This window comes from Leucobacter triazinivorans (genome assembly GCF_004208635.1).
Lineage (GTDB): Bacteria > Actinomycetota > Actinomycetes > Actinomycetales > Microbacteriaceae > Leucobacter > Leucobacter triazinivorans.
In genome coordinates, this window is sequence record NZ_CP035806.1 from 524,682 (window position 1) to 544,335 (window position 19,654).

Sequence of the window (19,654 nt, forward strand, 5' to 3'; positions counted from 1 at the left end):
TCTACGACCCGGCCAGGGTCTCCGACACCGGTCGCGGGCGCGCGAAGAGATACCCCTGGAACGCGTCGACGCCGAGCTCGCAGAGGGCCTGGAACTGCTCCTCGGTCTCCACGCCTTCGGCCACGACCTGCAGTCCGAAGGTGCGTCCCAACTGCACGATGGTCTGGGTGATGGCCGCCGTGTGCGCGTCGTCGACGACCGAGGAGACGAACGAGCGGTCGATCTTGAGCTGCTGCACGGGCAGGCGGCGCAGATAGCTCAGCGACGAGTAGCCCGTGCCGAAGTCGTCGAGCGACGCGAACACCCCCTCGGCGCGCAGCAGGCCCAGCATGCGGATCGTGCGATCCAAGTCGGTGTGCAGCACGCTCTCGGTGAGCTCGAACTTGAGCAGCCCCGGCGAGATGTCGTGCCCGGCCAGGATGCGGTGCACCCGCTCGGCGAAGTCATCGGCGCGCAACTGGCGCTCGCTGAGGTTGATCGAGAAGGTCAACTCGCGTCGCGCGGGGTCGTCCTTCCAGGAGGTCAGTACCCGGCACGCCTCTTCGAGCACCCAGTCGCCGATCTCGATGATCAGTCCGGTCTGCTCGGCGAGGGGGATGAAGGCGTCGGGCGGCACCAGACCGCGCTGCGGGCTGATCCAGCGGATCAAGCCCTCCTCGCCGATCACTCGACGATCGCGATCGACGATGGGCTGTGCGAAGAGCCGCAGCTCCCCCTGCTCGATGCCGCGGCGCAGCTCGGAGAAGAGCCGCACGCGCTCCTGGGCTTCGTCGAGCATGCGCTGCCGGAATCGGCGCACCCGCAGCTGCCCGCCCGCGCGACGCGCGCGTTTCCGAGCGACGTCCGCGCACTTGATGATCTCGGCGGAGTCGTCGGTCTCGAGGTAGTCGTCCGGGGCGAGGGCGGCGTCGGGCGCTTCGGAGGCCTCGGCGGCCGCCCGGGTTCCCGGCCGCGCCCACAGCACGAAGCCCAGGCTCGCCGAGACGTCGAGCACCATGCCCGAGGGCAGATCCGAGGCGCCGTTGACCGTCGTCAGCACCTGATCGACCGCGTCGAGGCAGCGGGCCTCTGCCTGGCGCTGCTCACCGCCCAGCCCCGTCAGCAGCACGCCGAAGGTATTCGAGCCCATGCGGGCGGCCGAGAGCCCCTCCCGCTCGAGCGCACGGAGCCCGGCGGCCGCGTCGCGCAGCATGAGGTCTCCGGCTTCGTAGCCGAACGCGTCGTTGACGGCCGACAGCTCGTCGACGCTGAAGGAAACGTACGCGCAGAACTCCCCCACGGGCTGCACAGCGAGCGCACGCTCGACGTCGCGCAGCATCGACGCCCGATTGGCGAGCCCGGTCGAGCCGTCGAAGTGCGCGAGCAGGCGCGCCTGGTCCTCGGCCTGGCGCCGCTGGGTGGCCTCGGTGCGGATGGCGAGGTAGCGCTGCGGGCGCCCCTGCTCGTCGCCCAAGGGGATGATCGTGGTGTCGACCCAGTACTCGGCCCCGTCCTTGGCGCGGTTGCAGATCTCACCGGTCCAGACCTCGCCGCGGCTGATGACCCGCCACAGCTCGCCGAAGAAGTCGCGCGAGTGCCGTCCCGAGCCGACCACGCGATGCGTGCGCCCGAGGAGCTCCGCGCGGGAGTACTGCGAGATCTCGCAGAAGCGGTCGTTGACGTACTGGATGATCCCGTGCCGGTCCGTGATCGCGATGATCGAGTAGGTGCTCAGCGCGTTCAGGATCTGATCGATCTCGCGGTCGGAGGCGGCGACGGGACGGCCCCGTTCTCCGTCCGCACCGGCGCGCGAGTCCGGCTCGTGCGTGTGCATGCGTCAGCCCGTCCTTACGTCGCTTCGTCGTCGAAGCGCACCGACGGAGCCTGTGTCGAGGCCAGATCGTCCGATCCGTCGGACGTCCCTCCGGCGACGGCGCCTGCGACAGCGGCGCCTGCGGCAGCGGCGCCTGCGGCAGCCTCCGCGCGTTGCGCAGAGGCGGCAGCCGCCCGCTCGCGCCTCGCGGCCAACCGGGCCTCCCGCTCGTCCTCGACGAGGGCGTCGCGGATGATGCGCCGGGGATCGTACTGCCGCGGGTCGAGCTGCTTCCAATCGACCTCGTCGAACTCGGGGCCCATCTCATCCCGCAGCCGATCCTTCGCGCCCTCGGTCATGCGTTTGACGCTGCGCACGAGTTCGCCGAGTTTCTTGGCATAGATCGGCAGTCGCTCCGGACCCAGCACGAACATGGCGATCACCAGGATCACCAGGATCTTGTCTATCGTGAGGCCCATCACTCCCCCATGCTACTCGCTCGCGCCCGCGCCGACGCACCGTCCAGTGGACGGTGCGCGCCTCGCGATCGGCAGCACGCGTTCCGGGGCCCGCGCCCGGCGGGCGGCGCTCCCCGCCGCGATCGTGCGTGGTGGACGCCGGGATCCTCCCGCGCCAACTACGCTAGAGAACGTGAGCGAGGCCGACACCCGCGTCCCGCACCGGGCCATCGGCCCGGATCCGCCCCACCCGCGCACCTCGCGCGGGTCGCGCCCCACGGAGGAGAACGTGAGCAAGCTCGAACGCAACTGGCAGTACGCCGAGCAGTACCCCGGAGAGACCGATGCGCTCGTGCGCGCGAGACGACTCTCACTCGAACTCGGGATCGAACCGGTCAGCCGGTCGATCGGAGCCCAGCTCTCGGCCATGACGGTGCTGAGCCGTGCGCGCACCGTCTGCGAGGTGGGCACGGGCGTCGGGGTCAGCGGGCTCTCGCTGCTGCGCTACGCGACGGACACCACGCTCACCTCCATCGAGCTCGAGCCGGAGCACCTGAGGGAGGCGCGCACGGTCTTCGCCGACGCCGGCATCCCCGCGTCGCGCCTGCGCCTTATCGAGGGCGACGCACGGCACGTCATGCCCCGGCTCAACCTCGGCGCCTACGACCTCGTGCTGCTCGACGCAGAGCCCGAGCAGCTGCTCGAGTTCTTCGAACAGGCGCTCGGCATCGTGCGCCCGGGAGGCTGCATCATCGTTCCCGGAGCCTTCGCCCACGGCCGGGTGCCGGATCCCGCCGCGCGAGACGCGGCGACGCTCGCGTGCCGCGATCTGCTCGCGCTGGTCGCAGAGTCACCGGCGATCGCGCCGGTGCTCTCGCCGGCGGGAGACGGCGTGCTCACCCTGGTGCGACTCGACGGTTAGCCCGCGCGCCCGCGCAACCGTGCACCCACGCGCCGGTGCACCCGCGCACCCTGCGCGGGCTCCGCAGCGCAGGCCGGCATACGGCGAGGCCCCGGGTAGGATCCGTGATCCTGCCCGGGGCCTCGCTCCGCGTCATCCGCGACGCCGCAGCTCTCGGAGTCGCGATGCGCGCTCCGAACCTGCAGCCGCCGGGGTACCGGGGTACCGCTCGGGTCAGCCGTCGAGCACGCCGGCGAGCACGTCGCGCAGTTCGGCCGCTTCCTGGTCGTTGACCGACACCACGAGGCGTCCGCCGCCCTCGAGGGGCACCCGCACGACGATCAACCGGCTCTCGCGCACCGCCTCCATGGGTCCATCCCCAGTCCTCGGTTTCATTGCAGCCATGACGCCTCCTCGCAGAATTGGTGTACAGGCCTATTTTATGGGGCGAGCACGCGGAAGGGCGAACTCGCCGACCCCGCGCTACGCAGAATTCAGGCTCGGGCCTGCGCCGGACGCTCATCGGCAGCGAGCCAGGAGCGCAGGGCGGCGGCCGTGAACTCGATCTGCGCGACCGGCACGCGCTCGTCGTCGGCGTGGGCGAGCAGCGCGTCCCCGGGCCCGAAGTTGACCGCCGGGATGCCGAGTGCGGCGAATCGGGACACATCGGTCCAGCCGAACTTCGCCGTCGGCTCGACGCCGACTGCGGCCACGAAGCGCTGCGCGAGCGGAGCATCGAGCCCCGGTCGAGCGCCCGGTGCGAGATCCACGATCTCCACCTCGTCGGCGTCATCGAAGAACTCCCGGATGAACGCGGCGGCTTCCTCCTCCGTGCGGCTCGGAGCGAAGCGGTAGTTGACCTCGACCACGCAGACATCCGGGATCACATTGCCCGCGACACCCCCTTCGACGCGAACGGCATTCACCCCTTCTCGGTACTCCAGACCGTCGACGACGATCCGGTCGGCCTCGTACCGCGAGAGCCGCTGCAGCAGGTCGCCCGCGCGATGGATCGCGTTCACCCCCATCCAGCCGCGCGCGGAGTGGGCTCGGCGGCCGCGCATCGTCACCCTCGCTCGCAGCGTGCCGTTGCAGCCGCCCTCGATGGTGCCGTTCGAGGGCTCGCCGAGAATCGCGAAGTCTGCGGCGAAGAGCTCGGGGTGGTTGCGCACCGCGCGCCCCAGACCGCTCAGGTGCGACGCGACCTCCTCATGGTCGTACCAGATCCAGGTCAGGTCGACCGCCGGATCGCTCAACTCGGCCGCGAGCGCGAGCTGCACCGCGACACCGGCCTTCATGTCGACCGTACCGCGACCCCAGATCATGGGCTCGCCCGTCACCGCATCGAGCTCGTTCCGCACCGGGAGGTTCCGGTTGATCGGCACGGTGTCGAGATGCCCGGCGATGGCCACCCGTCGCGCGCGGCCCAGTTCGGTGCGAGCGATGATCGTGTCGCCATCCCGCACGACGCGCAGATGCGGGGCGTGCACGTGCAGCGCCGCTTCAACCGCATCGGCGATCGCGCGCTCGTCGCCGGAGACCGACGGGATATTGCACAGCTGCCTCGTCAGTTCGACGGGGCCTGCGGAGATGTTCAGGGGCGGAATCGCTGACGTGCTCACCCGGACCAGCCTAGAGCACGGCGGATCCCGCAGCTCCCTCGCCGTGCGGCTCGTGCGCTCTGCCGACCTACCCGGCGCGTCGCCGTGCCGCCGTGCCGCGGTGTCGCCGCGTCGCCGTGCCGCCGCGCCGCGATACGATAGAGGCCATGACTGCAACGCGCTTCGCCTGGTCCGCCGGTATCTCCACTATCGCGTCGAACGGCACCGTTCTCGACGCATGGTTCCCCGCTCCTCAGCTGGGCCCGCGTCCCGGGGACCGAGATCCCTGGATCGCACCGGCAGAGTTGGAAAGCCTTGCCGGCGCCGACGAGCACCGTGGCGTGGAACTCCGTCCAGTCAGCGTCGAGATCGACCTCGACGCGCCCCCGGCCTCCACGGAGGATGCGTATCTGCGACTGCACCTGCTGTCGCACTGCCTCGTCCTCCCCAACTCGATCAATCTCGACGGGGTGTTCGGGCGACTTCCGAATGTCGCTTGGACGACTGCTGGCCCGATGCTGCCCGAAGACTACGCAGCGCGACTGCCCCGGCTGAAGCGGGCCGGGATCACCGCGGTGGGTCTCGACAAGTTCCCCCGCCTCACCGACTACGTGGTGCCGGAGGGCGTGCGCATCGCCGATGCGTCTCGCGTGCGTCTCGGGGCGCATCTCGCTCCGGGAACCACCGTCATGCATGAGGGCTTCGTCAACTTCAACGCCGGAACGCTCGGCGCATCGATGGTCGAGGGCCGCATCTCGCAGGGAGTGGTCATCGGTGATGGCTCAGACATCGGCGGCGGCGCCTCGATCATGGGTACGCTTTCCGGCGGCGGGACGCAGCGCATCACCATCGGGGAACGCGCCCTGCTCGGCGCCAACTCGGGTATCGGCATCTCCTTGGGAAGCGACAGTGTGGTCGAAGCCGGGCTCTACGTGACCGCCGGCACCAAGGTGCTGCTTCCCAAGGGCACCTCCGAGTCGGCGGGAGAACCGGTCGAGGTCAAGGCGCTCGAGCTCTCCGGCGTGTCGAAGCTGCTGTTCCGCCGCAACTCGACAACAGGGGCAGTCGAGGCGCTCCCCCGAGAGGGCTCGGGGATCGAGCTGAACGCGGCGCTGCACGCCTGACCCGCGGCGGGCTAGCCGCGCTGATCCTCTGCAGGCCGCAGCGCCCATCGCCGACCGAATGACCGCGCCCGCCCGTCGAGGCGCGGCCTCCCGCATTGTCGCGCGCCCGGGGCGCCCGGCCAGCCACGCAGTCGCAGCGCGCGTTCCACCCGGGCGGCGACCGCCCCGGGACGGCGGGAGAGCGCATTCGTCACCTCGATCATCTCCCAGCCAGCCGCCCTGAGCGCGTCGAGACGCTCCACATCATGCGCATAGCGCGTCCAGTGCTGCTCGCCCTGGTACTCGATTCCCACTCGGTAGCGCCGATACAGCAGGTCGATGCAGGCGAGGAACCTGCCGTGATCATCGAAGACGTCGCCGTTCAGCTCGGGTTCCGGCAGACCGGCGTCGAGAAGCGTCAACCGCGTCATCGATTCGCGCGGCGACCACGAGTCCTCCCGCACAAGCTCGAGCGCGTGCAGAAGCTTCCGACGACCGCGCCGGCGGCCAGCTGTGGCGGCTTCGTGCAGGTCACCAACCGTCGCAAGCGCAGGACGCCCCGCATCGATCCGTCCATGCCCCTCTCGGTAGCGCCGGACAAAATGATCTCCCATCGCGACGAGATCCGCAATCGGCAGATCCACCAGTTGCACCCAGGTGCACGCGGGTGTCGTGAGTCGCAGACCTTCGTGCTCGGTAACCGCGCAGTAGGCAGCGGTGAGTCCGTGCCCGACAACGCCGAGCGCGCGCGGCGACCGCACCGGGCGAAACACGCTCGCGTGGACCGGTGCCCCAGCGACATGCGGGACCGGAGCGCCCCAGAGCAACGCCGCGCTGCGATGGCTGAAGAACTGGCGCGGGGTCATCGCCTGCGCGAACACCCTGATGCGGCGGAGCTCCTCTCTGATCTCGCGCTCATAGCGATTCGACGACGGCTCACCGTCTCGGTGCGGATGCGGCCCCGGATCCAGGTCTGCGAGCGCCGCCGAGTCGCTCCGCGAGCGCACCCCTCGCCTCGGCGCGCTCAGGTCCGCAGCCCGCAGCCGCGCAGGTGTCACGCCGGCATCGACTGCGGAAGCGACCGAGAACATTTCGGGGAGTCTGGGCGGGAGCGGTGAAGCGGGCGTCGGCATGCCTACAGCATGCACGTGTGCATGCTGTACCGCCGGCGTTATCCACAAGCGATCTACAGGCAAAGGACCTGCTTCTGGGGCGTTCGCGCACACCCACAGGTCGCTTCCCGGGTGAGACCCCCGGATGAGACGCTTCGCGCGTCAGTTCATGTCACCTGAACCGAAGTTTGGCGACGAGAACTGACGCGCGAAGGGGAACGCGGGGCGGTGGGGGCTGACGCGCTTGTGAGCGGAGGATCGACGCAAGGCGCGGGAGGCAAGAACCCGGAATCGCGGGACGGAAGGACCCTGGGGCCGGCACGGACGCACCCGGGATCGCGCGACGCAAGAACCCCGGGGGCCGGCACGGAAGAACCCGGGATCGCGGGACGCAAGGACCCGGGGGGCCGGCACGGAAGCACCCGGGATCGCGGGACGCAAGGACCCGGGGGCCGGCACACGATCCCGGCGCCTCGAGGCGACGGCAGCACCGCCATCGAGCGGGCGACCGCGCCGCGCCCCGCTAGCGGTCCAGGTGTCGCTCCGCGGAACCGATGTAGAGCTGCTGCGGACGGCCGATCTTGGTCTGGGGGTCGATCCGCGCTTCGCGCCACTGCGCGATCCAGCCCGGCAGGCGACCGATGGCGAAGAGCACCGTGAACATGCGCGTGGGGAATCCCATGGCCTTGTAGATGACGCCGGTGTAGAAGTCGACGTTCGGGTAGAGCTTGCGCTCCTTGAAGTAGTCGTCCTCGAGCGCGATCTGCTCCAGCTCCTGCGCCAGGCCGAGCAGCGGATCGTTCACGCCGAGCTCTTCGAGCACGCGAGCGGCGCTCTCCTTGACGATGCGCGCACGCGGATCGTAGTTCTTGTAGACGCGGTGCCCGAAGCCCATGAGCTTCACCCCGTCCTCCTTGCGCTTCACCTTCTCGACGAAGGTCTCGACGCTCTGGCCGGAATCGCGGATCTGCGCGAGCATATCGAGCACGGCCTCGTTCGCACCGCCGTGCAGCGGCCCCGAGAGAGCGTTGATCCCCGCCGAGATCGACGAGAACATGTTGGCCCCGGTCGAGCCGACGAGCCGCACCGTCGAGGTCGACGCATTCTGCTCGTGATCGGCGTGCAGGATGAGGAGCTTGTCGAGCGCGTCGACGAGCACCGGGTTCATCGTGTACTTCTCGGCCTTGTTGCCGAAGTTGAGACGCAGGAAGTTCTCGACGAAGTTGAGATCGTTGTCCGGGTACAGGAACGCCTGTCCGATCGACTTCTTGTGCGCGTAGGCCGCGAGCACGGGAAGCTTGGCGAGCAGTCGGATCGTGTTCACCTCGACGAACTCCGGCACGGTGGTGTCGAGGGAGCTCTCGTAGTAGGTCGACATGGTCTGCAGCCCGCCCGAGAGCACGGCCATCGGGTGAGCGGTGTGGGGCACGCCCTCGAAGTAGTACCGCATGTCCTCGTGCAGAAGCGTGTGACGGCGGATCTCGTCGTCGAAGGCGGCGAGTTCGTCGGTGGTCGGCAGCTCGCCGTAGATGAGCAAGTAGGCGACCTCGAGGAACGTGGAGTGCTGCGCGAGCTGCTCGATGGGGTATCCGCGATAGCGCAGGATCCCCTGCTCGCCATCGATGTAGGTGACCGACGACTTGGTCGAGGCCGTGTTGACGAACCCGTAGTCGAGAGCCGTGTAGCCGCTCTGCTTCGTGAGCGTGCTCACATCGATGGCCGAGTGACCGTCGACGGCCTCCACGATCGGCAGCTCGGCGGATCCGCCGGGGAACGTCAGCTGCGCCGTGGCCGGGCCCTGGCTCTGAGTCGATTCGGTCACGTCGTCTCCTCGTGGGTCTCATGCTGGCAGGGTGTCGGGTATGACACCGCAACTCTTCCACCTTATCGGCTCCGGAAGGGCCGATTCGCACCGCGGCTGCGCGGGGCACGCCCCCTAGAGTATCTCGACGTCGAGCGAAATGCGATTCAGGAGGACGCGCGCCGCAAGCGGTCTGCAGCCGCTGCGACCGCCTCATCGCTCGCCGTGAGCGCGAGGCGCACGTGCCGCGGCGAGTGCTCGCCGTAGAAATGCCCCGGACCGACCACGATCCCGAGTCGCGCGAACGCCGCCACGCTCTCCCAGGCGTCCTCGCCGCGGGTCGCCCACAGATAGAGGCCCGCCTCGCTGCCGTCGATGCGGTAGCCCACGGCTTCGAGCGCGGGGCGGAGCGTCTCGCGCCGCGCCCGGTAGCGCGCGCGCTGCGTGTCGACGTGCGTCTCGTCGCCGAGCGCCGCGACCATCGCTGCCTGCACGGGCGCCGGCTGCATGAGGCCGGCGTGCTTGCGCACCGTCAGCAGACGCGCGATGATGCGAGGATCGCCCGCGACGAACGCCGCACGGTAGCCGGCGAGATTCGACTGCTTGCTCAGGGAGTACGCGCTCAGCACGCCGCTGTGGTCGTCGCCCACCACACGAGGGTCGAGGATCGACGGGACCGGCTCCGCGTCCCACGGCGACTCCCACCCGAACTCCGCGTAGCACTCGTCACCGACGATCACCGCGCCGAGCTCTCGTGCACGGGCCACGGCCACCTGCAGCGCGCCGACGTCCATCACGCGGCCGTCGGGGTTCGACGGCGAATTGAGCCACACGAGCCTCGTGTGCTCGGGCCACTCCGCAGGATCGTCACTCGGCACCGCATCGGCGCCCACGAGCGCCGCCCCGATCTGATAGCTCGGATAGGCGATCCGCGGAAAGACCACCGCTTCGCCCTGCCCGATACCCAGCAGGAACGGCAGCAGCGCCACGAGTTCCTTCGACCCGATCGTGGGCAGCACGGCGCTCGGCGCCACGGAGACCCCCCGTCGCCTCGAGAACCACTCGGCGATGGCCTCGCGCAGGGGAACAGACCCGGCGGTCGCCGGATAGGCGTGCGCGTCCGTCGCACCGGAAAGCGCAGCCTGCACACTCTCCGGCGAGGGATCGACGGGAGAACCGACCGACAGGTTGAGCGCCCCCTCGGGGTGGCGCGCCGCCTCCTCGGCGTACGGCGCCATCGCATCCCACGGGTAGTCGGGAAGGTCGTCCCGCATGCGCCTACGCCCCCTGCGGCGGAAGCGCCGCGATGATCGGGTGGTCGAAGTCGTACACGCCCACCTTGGCGGCCCCGCCGGGCGATCCGATCTCGTCGAAGAACGCCACATTGGCCGTGTAGTAGTCGGCCCACTCGCTCGGCAGGTCGTCCTCGTAGTAGATGGCCTCGACCGGGCAGACCGGCTCGCACGCGCCGCAGTCGACGCACTCATCCGGGTGGATGTAGAGCGAGCGCTCGCCCTCGTAGATGCAGTCGACCGGACACTCGTCCACGCAGGCGCGATCCTTCACGTCGACGCATGGAAGAGCGATCACATAGGTCACGATGCCCGCCTTTCACTCGGGTGCAGTCGGATGGAATCCGAGACGCCTCCATCCTACTCTCGGGCCGCCGCCTCCGCCGGGAGCGTGGGGATGGAGGTGGTTACCGTCGGCACCTCGGCCACCGTCACCGAGGGCACCCCGGTCTCTCCGTCACGCGGCAGGATCCCGGCCGAGAGCCCGCGGAACGCGCCGAGATCCGCACCCTGATCCGCGAGGGCCACGTCGACGACCGCTCCGGGCACGATCTCCACCTCGGCGCCGCGCACCTGGACCGCCACCGGCCGCTCTCCCTCCAGCAGTTCGAATCGGATCCTCGACTGCTCGAGCGTCACGCCGATCCGCCGCTCCCGCCACGCGAGCGAGAAACTCAGCTCCCCCCAGTGCGCCGGCAGTCGCGGGTCGAAGCTCAGGCGCCTGCCGGCGTCGCGCATGCCGGCGAAGCCCTGCACGAGCATCATCCATACGCCGCCGCACGAGGCGATGTGCACGCCGTCGGCGGAGTTGTGGTGCAGATCGTCGAGATCGACGCGCAGCGCGTGGTCGAAGTAGCGGTAGGCGAGCTCCCGATATCCCACCTCGGCTGCGATGATCGACTGCACGACGGCCGAGAGCGTCGAGTCGCCGGTCGTGAGCGCGTCATAGTACTCGAAGTCCCGTCGCTTCTCCTCGCGGGTGAACTCGTCACTCGCGAGCAGCAGCGCCAGCACCACGTCCGCCTGCTTGAGCACCTGGAAACGGTAGATCACGAGCGGGTGGAAGTGCAGCAGCAGCGGCTTCTGCTCGGGCGGGGTGGCGGCGAGATCCCACGTCTCACGCTCGAGGAAGTGGGCATCCTGCGGATGCACCTGCAGCTCTTCGGAGTACGGGACGCACATGCCCTCGGAGGCCTGCTCCCATGCCTCGACCTCGTCCGGATCCAGACGCAGGCGGCTCAGGAGGCGCGCGTAGTGCTCCGGAGCCTCGTCCGCGATCCGGCGCACCATCTCGACCGCAAAGCGCAGGTTGTACCGCGCCATCACGTTCGTGAAGAGATTGTCGTTGACCACCGTGGTGTACTCGTCGGGCCCGGTGACCCCGTGGATATGGAAGCGGCGCTCGCCGTCGGCGTCGGTGTGCCAGAAGCCGAGGCTGGTCCACAGCCGCGCGGTCTCAACCGGGATGTCGCAGGCCCCGGAGAGGAGGTATTCGATGTCACCGGTGGCAGAGACGTATCGCGCGAGCGCATAGGTGATATCGGCGTTGATGTGGTACTGGGCGGTTCCCGCGGCGTAATAGGCGCTGGCCTCCTCGCCGTTGATGGTGCGCCACGGGAACAGCGCGCCCTCCTCACTCAGCATCGCCGCGCGAAGCCGGGCCTGGGGCAGCATGCGCTCCCTGGCGCGCAGGGCGTTGCGCGCCCAGAACGGCGTCGTGTACGTGAGGAAGGGCAGCGCGTAGACCTCGGAGTCCCAGAAGTAGTGCCCGCTGTAGCCCGATCCGGTGAGCCCCTTGGCGGCGATGCCGCGCCCGTCGGCCCGCGCCGAGGCCTGGGCCAGCTGGAACAGGTTCCAGCGGATCGCCTGCTGCACTCCGGGCTCCGCCTCGACGCGCACATCGCTGCGCGCCCAGAACCCGTCGAGGAATCGGCGCTGGTCGTCCCAGCGGGCCGCGGGGGGCTCGGCGGCGACGCTCTCCAGCGTGTGCACGCAGCGGTCGATCATCTCGGTGAGGCCGGCCGTCGCGGACGAATGGTAGGTGATGGTCTTCGTGAGGCGAACGGTACGGCCCGCGCGCGCGACGCCCTGGAACATGTGCCGTACCCGATCGGCCGAGGTCTCGACGCGCGTGCGCCACTCGGCATCGGAGCCCGATCCGTCGGACCCGCCGTCGAAGTCGTGATCCACTCCCACGCCCAGGCCCATTCCCGAATTGCGCACCCGGTAGCTGAGTACGCTGCGCGCGCCGTCGTGCAGTACCGGTCCGGCGTCGAGGATCCGATCCGTCAGCTGCTCGGATTTCCGCGGGTCGGCAGTCGCCGCCGCGGTGCCGGGGTGCTCGCTGTGGATCCGTCCGAGATCCTGGCGGTTGATGATGAGGCTCGAGACCGTGAGGTCGGCATCGGCGTCGAGCACGGTGACACGCATCTCGATGGTGGCCAGGTGCCGGGCTTCGAACGACACCATGCGGCGGGTCTCGACCCGCACGCGCTTTCCCGTCGGAGTGATCCACAGCAGCGAGCGGGTGAGCGTCCCGGCACGCAGATCGAGGATGCGCTGCATGTCGACGATCTCTGACGAGGCCAGGTTGAGGCGCTCGTCGTCGACGTAGATGCGGATGGCCTTGGCATCCGGGGCGTTGACGATGGTCTGCCCGTGCTCGGCGAAGCCGTAGGCGCTCTCGGCGTGCTGAATGCGCCAGGTCTCGTGCAGGCCGTTGACGAAGGTGCCGTGGCTGCCGAGCGGGAGTCCCTCCTCGTGATTGCCGCGCAACCCCAGGTACCCGTTGCCGAGCGAGAACAGCGTCTCGTCCTGCCCGGACAGGGCGGGATCGAGACCGTGCACCACCAGGCGCCACGGATCCTCGCCGAAGTCGCGGCGCAGCTCCCGCACCGGCACGTCGAAGAGCTCCGGGTTCATGCGTCCATCTCCACGAGCTCGGCGAGATCCGCGACGACGAGGTCGGCTCCTGCCGCCCTCAGTTCATCGCGACCCGCACCGCGGTCCACCCCGACGACCAGCCCGAAGCCCCCGGCCCGGCCCGCGGCGACCCCCGACCCCGCGTCCTCGAGCACGACCGCCCGGGCGGGGGCGACACCGAGCAATTCGGCTGCGCGCAGGAACGTGTCGGGCGCCGGCTTGCCCGGCAGCCCCTCGCGCTCGGCAACCGCACCGTCGACCACCGCCGCGAAACGGTCCCGCAGCCCGGCGGCCGCGAGGACCGCCTCGGCGTTGCGCGAGCTCGACACGACCGCGAGCGGCCGCCCGAGTCGTGCGAGGCGGTCGAGCAGCACGAGCGACCCCGGATACGCAGCGATGCCGTCGCGCTCGAGCACCTCGGTGAAAGCGAGATTCTTGCGATTGCCGATGCCGACCACCGAGTCGAGATCGGCATCTCCGGGCAACCCCTCGGGCAGCGGGAGTCCGCGCGCGTCGAGCAGGGCCCGCACACCGGCGAATCGGCTGCGCCCGTCGAGCGACGCGAAGTACTCGGCCTCGCGATAGGGCGCGAGCCCGCGCGCGGCGAGGAATGCCCCGAATGTCTCCGCCCAGGCCCGGCGGTGCAGATCGACGGTGGGCGTCAGCACCCCGTCGAGATCGAACAGGTAGGCATCGTAGTCGTCGATTACGCGATCGGCCCTTCCCACAGCTGCATGTGCGATCCCGTCGCCTGTGCCAGTACGACGTATCGCCGGAACGCGTGACACACTATCAGCGCCCCCGGCGCCGACGTGAACGCCCGCGCCGGGGGCGCGCCGATGTTCGCATCGATGTGATGGAGCCGTGATGGAGCCGTGATGGAATCGCAACGGTCGGGCATGGGACCGCGATGGGGTGCGGCGCCCGGCGAGCGCGGGCGGGCGCCGGCTGGCGGGCGCTGGCGAGCGCGGGCTGGCGAGCGCCCCGCCGACCCTCCGCGGTCGCGGCCACCGCGGCGAGCGCGCCACCCCCGGCCCGAACCGACCGGTCACGGGGTGACTTCGGTGCCGATCCCTCGCTCGGTGAAGATCTCGAGCAGCACGGAGTGGGGCTCGCGACCGTCGATGATCGCCGCCTTCGACACCCCGCCGCGCACCGCGTCGAGGCACGCGCGCATCTTCGGGATCATGCCCGATTCGAGACTGGGCAGCAGCTCGTCGAGCTCCGCGGCGGTGATCGACGACACGAGCGAGTCGCGATTCGGCCAGTCCGCGTAGAGGCCCGCCACGTCGGTGAGGATCACGAGCTTCTCGGCGCCCAGCGCCGCGGCGAGCGCCGAGGCCGCCGCGTCGGCGTTGACGTTGAGGGAGTCGCCCGGCCGGTCGGCGTCGGGCGCGATCGACGAGACGACGGGGATCAAACCCGCATCGAGCATCGCGAGCACGGGGTTCACGCGCACGTCGATCACATCGCCGACGAGGCCGAGATCCACCAGTTCGCCGTTCACTTCGATCGGCGGTCGCCGACGCCCGACGAAGAGCCCGGCGTCCTCGCCGGTTGTACCCGCGGCGATGGGCCCGTGCGCGTTGATCTCGTCGACCAGTTCCGGGTTGACTTTGCCGGTGAGCACCATGCGCACCACGTCCATCGTCTCGGGGGTGGTGACCCGATAGCCGCCCTTGAACTCGCTCTCGATGCCGAGCCGAGCGAGCATGGCGCTGATCTGCGGGCCGCCGCCGTGCACCACGACGGGTCGGATGCCGGTGTGCCTGAGGTACACCACGTCCTCGGCGAACGCCGTGAGCAGCGCGTCGTCGACCATCGCGTTGCCGCCGAACTTGATCACCATGATCGCGTCGCGGAACTTCTTGAGCCACGGCAGCGACTCGATGAGCACCTGCGCCTTCCGGCTCGCGTGCTCGTGGTCGAGTGTTCTCGTGGTCGTGGTCATGTGTTCCCGTCTCTCATCGTGCTGCGCGCTTCGCCGGCCCCGTCATCCTGCGCGAGCTTGCGAGTCGCAGGATCCAATCGGACACTATGGATTCTGCGACTCGCAAGCTCGCGCAGAATGACCGTGGAAGGGCCGCGCTGGACTATGACGAATACGCGCTGTTCTCGTGCACGTAGTCGTGCGTGAGGTCGTTGGTGCGCACCGTGGCGGATCGCTCGCCGGCGAAGAGCTCGATCTCCACGCGCGTACGGCGCGGGGTGAGGTCGCACTCCTCGACCGGGCGGTCCGGCCCGCCGGCGTGGCACAGCCGCACGCCGTTGAAGGAGACATCGACCTGGTACGGATCGAAGGCGGCGGAGGTCGTGCCGATCGCCGCGAGCACGCGGCCCCAGTTCGGGTCGTTGCCGAAGATCGCCGCCTTGAAGAGGTTGTTGCGCGCCACTGAGCGAGCCACCTCGACGGCGTCGGCCTCACTCGCGGCGCCGCGCACCTCGATGTCGATGTCGTGACTCGCGCCCTCGGCGTCGGCCTGCAGCTGCGCCGCGAGCGAGTCGCACACCCCGGTGAGGGCCTGCGCGAACTCGTCCTCGGAGGGCGTGACGCCCGAGGCGCCGCTCGCGAGCAGAGTCACCTGGTCGTTCGTCGACATGCAGCCGTCGCTGTCGAGCCGGTCGAAGCTCACCGCGGTGGCGCGCCGCAGCGCGCGATCCAGCGCCGCGTCGCTGAGCCGGGCATCGGTCGTGATCACCACGAGCATCGTCGCGAGCCCCGGCGCGAGCATGCCCGCCCCCTTCGCCATCGCGCCGATGCTCCAGCCCTCCCCCGCGAAGACCGCGGTCTTCTCGACGGAGTCGGTGGTGAGGATCGCCGCGGGAGCGGTGGTGTCGTCGGCCGAGAGTGCCGCGACGAGCTTCGGCACGCCGTTCAGGATCTTGTCGCGGAAGGTCTGGTCTCCCGTGCCGATGAGACCCGTCGAGCAGACGAGGATCCGCTCGGCGTCGTCCTCCCCCAGCGCAGCCGCTGCGGCTTCCGCCGTGAGCCGCGTGGTCGCGTACCCGAAGTCGCCCGTGAAGCAGTTGGCGCCGCCGGAGTTGAGCACGACGGCCCGGGCCGCGCCGTTCTGGGCGACCTTGCGGCTCCAGAGGATCGGGTTGGCCTGGGCTCGGTTGCTCGTGAACACCACCGCGCTCGCCGGCTCGGGGCCGTCGTTGACGACGAGCGCGAGGTCGGGCTTGTCGGTGCTCTTGAGGCCGACCGCGATGCCGGCGGACCGGAATCCCTGTGGTGTGGTAACGCTCACTGCTGCTCCTCCGACTCCCGCAACGGGATCCTGCTCCTGCTCTGATGCCCGCTCTGATGACTGCTCTGATGCCTGCTCTGACCGACGGACGAGAGTCTCGCCCGATTCGCCCGAATCCGCCGCGAAAGCCGCCTCTCGCGGTGCTCGCCGGTCACGGTGCGACTCCGTTCACCGATAACCCGGTGGTCTCGGGGAGGCCGAGGGCGATGTTGGCCGACTGGATCGCGGCACCGGCGGTGCCCTTGGCGAGGTTGTCGAGCGCCGCGACCACGACGACGCGGCCCGCGGCCTCATCCACGGCGAGCCCCAGAAGGCACGTGTTCGCGCCGAGCGCGTCGGCCGTGCGCGGGAAGCGGCCCTCGGGCAGCAGGTGCACGAAGGGCTCGTCGGCGTAGGCGCGCTCCCACGCGGCGCGCACGTCGGCGGCCGTGGCTCCGGGCGCGAGGCGGGCCGTAGATGTGGCGAGGATCCCGCGGCTCATGGGAACGAGAACCGGCGTGAAGCTGATGCTCGGCTCTTCCACCGCACCGGCACCCCGCAGGGCCTGCCGGATCTCCGGAATGTGACGGTGCGTGCCGCCCACGGCGTACGGGTTCGCCGTGCCCATGAGCTCGGCTCCGAGCAGGTGGGTCTTCGCGGCCTTGCCCGCGCCGCTCGGCCCCACGGCGAGCACGCTCACCAGATCCCGCGCCTCGATGACGCCCGCCGCGATGCCGGGCGCGAGGGACAGCGCCACGGTCGAGGCGTTGCAGCCCGGGGCCGCGATCCTCGTCGACCCGACGAGATTCGCCCGCTGCTTCCCGCCTGCTGCGGAGGCGACGAGCAACTCGGGCACTCCGTAGCTCCAGGGCTCGTGGTGCTCGCCGCCGTAGAACGCCGCCCAGTCGTCGGCACGCGCGAGTCGGTGATCGGCCCCGCAGTCGACGGCGAGGCGCACGTCGGTCAGTTGCGCCGTGAGGGCCCCCGACGCGCCGTGCGGCAGCGCGAAGAACACGAGGTCGTGCCCGTCGAGCACCTCGGGGGTCGTCTCATCCAGCGTCAGGTGCGCCAGCGAGCGCAGGTGGGGCTGGGACTCGATGAGCGGGCGCCCGGCGCTCGAGTGACCGGTGACGGTGCGGATCTCGAACTCGGGATGCGCGGCGAGCAGCCGCAGCAGCTCGCCCCCCGCGTACCCGCTCCCACCGGCTACCGCCACACTGTACGTCATCGACGCTCCTCGCCCTCGGCCTCGCACACAGAACTCTCCTATTCTGGCACCTCGCGGAGGCTGCGGAACACGCCCGCCCGCTTAGCGGTGCCTGAATTCGGGCGCGCGCTTCTCGGCGAATGCGTGCATCCCCTCCGACTGATCGTCGGTCGCGAATGCGGCGGCGAAGGCCTGACGCTCGAAGCGCAGCCCCTCCGCGAGCGGCATCTCCTGCGCCGCCTGCAGCGCGTCCTTCGCCGCGTAGACGGCGGGCAGCGACTTCGAGGCGATCGTCTCGGCGGTCTTCGCCGCCTCGGCGAGCAGCTCGGACGCCGGCACCACGCGCGACACGAGCCCGCTGCGCTCGGCCTCCTCGGCGCCCATCATTCGGCCGGTGAGGATCATCTCGGCGGCCTTGTACTTGCCGATCGCCCGCGGCAGCCGCTGGGAGCCCCCGAAGCCCGGCAGCACGCCGAGATTGATCTCGGGCTGGCCGAACTTCGCCGTGTCGGCGGCGATGATGATGTCGCACATCATGGCCAGCTCGCAGCCGCCGCCGAGCGCGAAACCCGAGACCGCTGCGATCAGCGGCGTGCGCATCCGCTCGAACCCGCCCCAGCCGGGGAACGGGCCGCCCAGGTACATGTCGGCGTACGACTGATCGGCCATCTCCTTGATGTCGGCCCCGGCTGCGAAGGCCTTCTCCGAGCCGGTGAGCACGATCGCGCCGACCCCGGGATCGGCGTCGAACGCGAGGGCGGCATCGATGAGCTCGCGTACGAGCGTCGAATTGAGCGCGTTCAGCGCCTCGGGCCGGTTCAGGGTGATCGTGGCGACGCGGCCGCGCGTCTCGGTCAAGAGGGTGGTGTACTCGGTCATCGCTGCTCCTCGGTCGGCGGGTGCGGATCCGGAGCCCACGCTACTCGACCTCGGGCGCCCGCTGGGCTGCGGCGCGCTCCTCGGCGCTCGCGACGTAGCCCTCCACGTGACGCTCGTCGGGCCCGTTGTAGGCCGAGAGGGGGCGGATCAGCGCGTTCGACCCGGCCTGTTCCATGATGTGCGCGGTCCAGCCCGTCACCCGGGAGGCGATGAACAGCGGCGTGAAGGTGAGCGTGTCGAAGCCGATGAGGTTGTAGGCCGGCCCAGACGGATAGTCGAGGTTGGGGTAGATCCCCTTGCGCGAGACGAACTCGTGCTCGAGCGCCGTGTACAGCGCGGCCACATCGGGCCGGTCGTAGTGCTCGACGAGCGTGTCGAGCGCGGCCTTCATGGTGGGCACGCGCGAATCGCCCTTCTTGTACACGCGGTGCCCGAAACCCATGATCTTGCGCTTCTCGGCGAGGGCCGCCTCGAGCCAGGGCACCACGTTCTCGGCCGAGCCGATCTCGTCGAAGATGTGCATCACGGCCTCGTTCGCCCCGCCGTGCAGCGGCCCCTTGAGCGCGCCGATCGCGGCGACCACCGCCGAGTAGAGGTCGGAGAGCGTCGAGGTAACGACGCGCGCGGTGAAGGTCGAGGCGTTGAACGAGTGCTCCGCGTAGAGGATCATCGAGCGGTTGAAGGCGTCGACGACCACGGGATCGGGCTCCTCGCCGAACGTCATCCACAGGAAATTGGCCGAGTAGTCGAGATCGTCGCGGGGCTCCACCGGATCGAGCGCGCGGCGGCGGCGCTGTCCGTATGCCACGATCGCCGGCAGCGCGGCGTAGAGGCGGATCGAGCGCGCCAGATTCTCCTCGGGGCTGCCCGAGGCGTCGAGCACCGATCCCCCGCCCGCGGTATCGGAGGCCCCGATCACGCTCACCGCAGTGCGCACCTCGTCCATCGGGTGCGCCTCGAGCGGCAGCAGGTCGATTGCGGCCCTCACATTGTCGGGGAGCGCGCGGTGCTCGCGCTCGATGCGCCGCAGCTCCGCCAGCTGCTCGGGGCTCGGCAGCTCGCCGCTCCAGAGCAGGTGGGCCACGGCCTCGAACGGCTGGGTCGCCGCGAGCTCCTGCACCGGATAGCCGCGGTAGAGCAGGCTGTTCGTCTCCGGGTTGACCTTCGAGACGGCGGTGGTGTCGACGACGACCCCCGCGAGGCCCTTCCTGATCTCGTTCTCTGTCATGGCTTCCTCCTTGAAGTCCCTTCAGGCCATTCTGCGCGAAGTCGCAGAGCCCGTGTGGTGCTCGTGGGTTTTAGGTGGGGCGGTGGATCCTGCGACTCGCAAGCTCGCGCAGGATGACGGGGGGGGGA

17 protein-coding genes are annotated in these 19,654 nt (G+C 69.9%); 2 read left to right on the top strand and 15 right to left on the bottom strand.

Annotated elements, in window-relative coordinates; all coding sequences use genetic code 11:
- Position 1 precedes the first annotated feature (1 nt).
- A complete protein-coding gene (locus EVS81_RS02370) occupies positions 2–1,813 on the bottom strand; it encodes a putative bifunctional diguanylate cyclase/phosphodiesterase (RefSeq protein WP_130108968.1) in 1,812 nt (603 codons plus the stop codon).
- Between the two features lie 14 nt (positions 1,814–1,827).
- The gene (locus tag EVS81_RS16205) at positions 1,828–2,271 is read right to left on the bottom strand and encodes a twin-arginine translocase TatA/TatE family subunit (RefSeq protein ID WP_338034661.1); all 444 of its coding nucleotides are present in this window, start codon (positions 2,269–2,271) and stop codon (positions 1,828–1,830) included.
- Positions 2,272–2,443: 172 nt separating this feature from the next.
- On the opposite strand from EVS81_RS16205, the gene EVS81_RS02380 reads away from it, so the two are divergent.
- Complete coding sequence (locus EVS81_RS02380) at positions 2,444–3,172, top strand: O-methyltransferase (protein ID WP_240739929.1); 729 nt, start codon at positions 2,444–2,446, stop codon at positions 3,170–3,172.
- 213 nt (positions 3,173–3,385) lie between these two features.
- Here EVS81_RS02380 and EVS81_RS02385 read toward each other — a convergent pair whose 3' ends face one another.
- A complete protein-coding gene (locus EVS81_RS02385) occupies positions 3,386–3,556 on the bottom strand; it encodes a DUF3117 domain-containing protein (protein ID WP_075201434.1) in 171 nt (56 codons plus the stop codon).
- Positions 3,557–3,645: 89 nt separating this feature from the next.
- Positions 3,646–4,758, bottom strand: coding sequence for a succinyl-diaminopimelate desuccinylase (gene dapE / locus EVS81_RS02390; RefSeq protein ID WP_130111243.1), 1,113 nt, complete (start codon positions 4,756–4,758; stop codon positions 3,646–3,648).
- Positions 4,759–4,919: 161 nt separating this feature from the next.
- Between dapE and dapD the strand changes: the two genes are divergently transcribed.
- Positions 4,920–5,876, top strand: a complete 957-nt coding sequence (gene dapD, locus EVS81_RS02395; protein WP_130108969.1) for a 2,3,4,5-tetrahydropyridine-2,6-dicarboxylate N-succinyltransferase — start codon at positions 4,920–4,922, stop codon at positions 5,874–5,876.
- Positions 5,877–5,887: 11 nt separating this feature from the next.
- Here dapD and EVS81_RS02400 read toward each other — a convergent pair whose 3' ends face one another.
- From EVS81_RS02400 to EVS81_RS02450, 11 genes are all read right to left on the bottom strand, one after another.
- The gene (locus tag EVS81_RS02400; protein WP_130108970.1) at positions 5,888–6,721 is read right to left on the bottom strand and encodes a hypothetical protein; all 834 of its coding nucleotides are present in this window, start codon (positions 6,719–6,721) and stop codon (positions 5,888–5,890) included.
- Between the two features lie 769 nt (positions 6,722–7,490).
- On the bottom strand, positions 7,491–8,789 hold the full coding sequence (locus tag EVS81_RS02405; protein WP_130108971.1) for a citrate synthase: 1,299 nt from the start codon (positions 8,787–8,789) through the stop codon (positions 7,491–7,493).
- 146 nt (positions 8,790–8,935) lie between these two features.
- Entirely contained in the window at positions 8,936–10,042 is a 1,107-nt protein-coding gene (gene dapC, locus EVS81_RS02410; protein ID WP_130108972.1) for a succinyldiaminopimelate transaminase, read from the bottom strand.
- Between the two features lie 4 nt (positions 10,043–10,046).
- Positions 10,047–10,367 carry a ferredoxin gene (gene fdxA, locus EVS81_RS02415; protein ID WP_130108973.1) on the bottom strand — a complete coding sequence of 107 codons (321 nt, stop codon included), beginning with the start codon at positions 10,365–10,367 and terminating at the stop codon, positions 10,047–10,049.
- Between the two features lie 53 nt (positions 10,368–10,420).
- Positions 10,421–12,982, bottom strand: coding sequence for a glycoside hydrolase family 65 protein (locus EVS81_RS02420; protein ID WP_130108974.1), 2,562 nt, complete (start codon positions 12,980–12,982; stop codon positions 10,421–10,423).
- Positions 12,979–13,710: an HAD family hydrolase gene (locus EVS81_RS02425; protein WP_130108975.1), complete on the bottom strand. Its 732-nt coding sequence runs from the start codon at positions 13,708–13,710 to the stop codon at positions 12,979–12,981. The genes EVS81_RS02420 and EVS81_RS02425 overlap by 4 nt, the downstream gene beginning before the upstream one ends.
- A gap of 320 nt (positions 13,711–14,030) precedes the next feature.
- Positions 14,031–14,933: an acetylglutamate kinase gene (gene argB, locus EVS81_RS02430; protein ID WP_130108976.1), complete on the bottom strand. Its 903-nt coding sequence runs from the start codon at positions 14,931–14,933 to the stop codon at positions 14,031–14,033.
- Between the two features lie 142 nt (positions 14,934–15,075).
- Positions 15,076–16,233 (bottom strand): bifunctional glutamate N-acetyltransferase/amino-acid acetyltransferase ArgJ, encoded by a 1,158-nt coding sequence (gene argJ / locus EVS81_RS02435; protein ID WP_130108977.1) that lies wholly within the window; start codon positions 16,231–16,233, stop codon positions 15,076–15,078.
- Between the two features lie 151 nt (positions 16,234–16,384).
- Positions 16,385–17,440 carry an N-acetyl-gamma-glutamyl-phosphate reductase gene (argC, locus tag EVS81_RS02440; RefSeq protein ID WP_130108978.1) on the bottom strand — a complete coding sequence of 352 codons (1,056 nt, stop codon included), beginning with the start codon at positions 17,438–17,440 and terminating at the stop codon, positions 16,385–16,387.
- Between the two features lie 81 nt (positions 17,441–17,521).
- Entirely contained in the window at positions 17,522–18,298 is a 777-nt protein-coding gene (locus tag EVS81_RS02445; protein WP_130108979.1) for an enoyl-CoA hydratase, read from the bottom strand.
- 40 nt (positions 18,299–18,338) lie between these two features.
- Positions 18,339–19,526: a bifunctional 2-methylcitrate synthase/citrate synthase gene (locus tag EVS81_RS02450; RefSeq protein WP_130108980.1), complete on the bottom strand. Its 1,188-nt coding sequence runs from the start codon at positions 19,524–19,526 to the stop codon at positions 18,339–18,341.
- Between the last annotated feature and the right edge of the window lie 128 nt (positions 19,527–19,654).

Bases quoted from the DNA above. Each gene is read 5' to 3' on its own strand.
- EVS81_RS02370 (WP_130108968.1), bottom strand. From the start codon at position 1,813: ATGCACACGCACGAGCCGGACTCGCGCGCCGGTGCGGACGGAGAACGG.
- EVS81_RS16205 (WP_338034661.1), bottom strand. From the start codon at position 2,271: ATGGGCCTCACGATAGACAAGATCCTGGTGATCCTGGTGATCGCCATG.
- EVS81_RS02385 (WP_075201434.1), bottom strand. From the start codon at position 3,556: ATGGCTGCAATGAAACCGAGGACTGGGGATGGACCCATGGAGGCGGTG.
- dapD (WP_130108969.1), top strand. From the start codon at position 4,920: ATGACTGCAACGCGCTTCGCCTGGTCCGCCGGTATCTCCACTATCGCG.
- EVS81_RS02400 (WP_130108970.1), bottom strand. From the start codon at position 6,721: ATGACCCCGCGCCAGTTCTTCAGCCATCGCAGCGCGGCGTTGCTCTGG.
- dapC (WP_130108972.1), bottom strand. From the start codon at position 10,042: ATGCGGGACGACCTTCCCGACTACCCGTGGGATGCGATGGCGCCGTAC.
- EVS81_RS02420 (WP_130108974.1), bottom strand. From the start codon at position 12,982: ATGAACCCGGAGCTCTTCGACGTGCCGGTGCGGGAGCTGCGCCGCGAC.
- argB (WP_130108976.1), bottom strand. From the start codon at position 14,933: ATGACCACGACCACGAGAACACTCGACCACGAGCACGCGAGCCGGAAG.
- argC (WP_130108978.1), bottom strand. From the start codon at position 17,440: ATGACGTACAGTGTGGCGGTAGCCGGTGGGAGCGGGTACGCGGGGGGC.
- EVS81_RS02445 (WP_130108979.1), bottom strand. From the start codon at position 18,298: ATGACCGAGTACACCACCCTCTTGACCGAGACGCGCGGCCGCGTCGCC.
- EVS81_RS02450 (WP_130108980.1), bottom strand. From the start codon at position 19,526: ATGACAGAGAACGAGATCAGGAAGGGCCTCGCGGGGGTCGTCGTCGAC.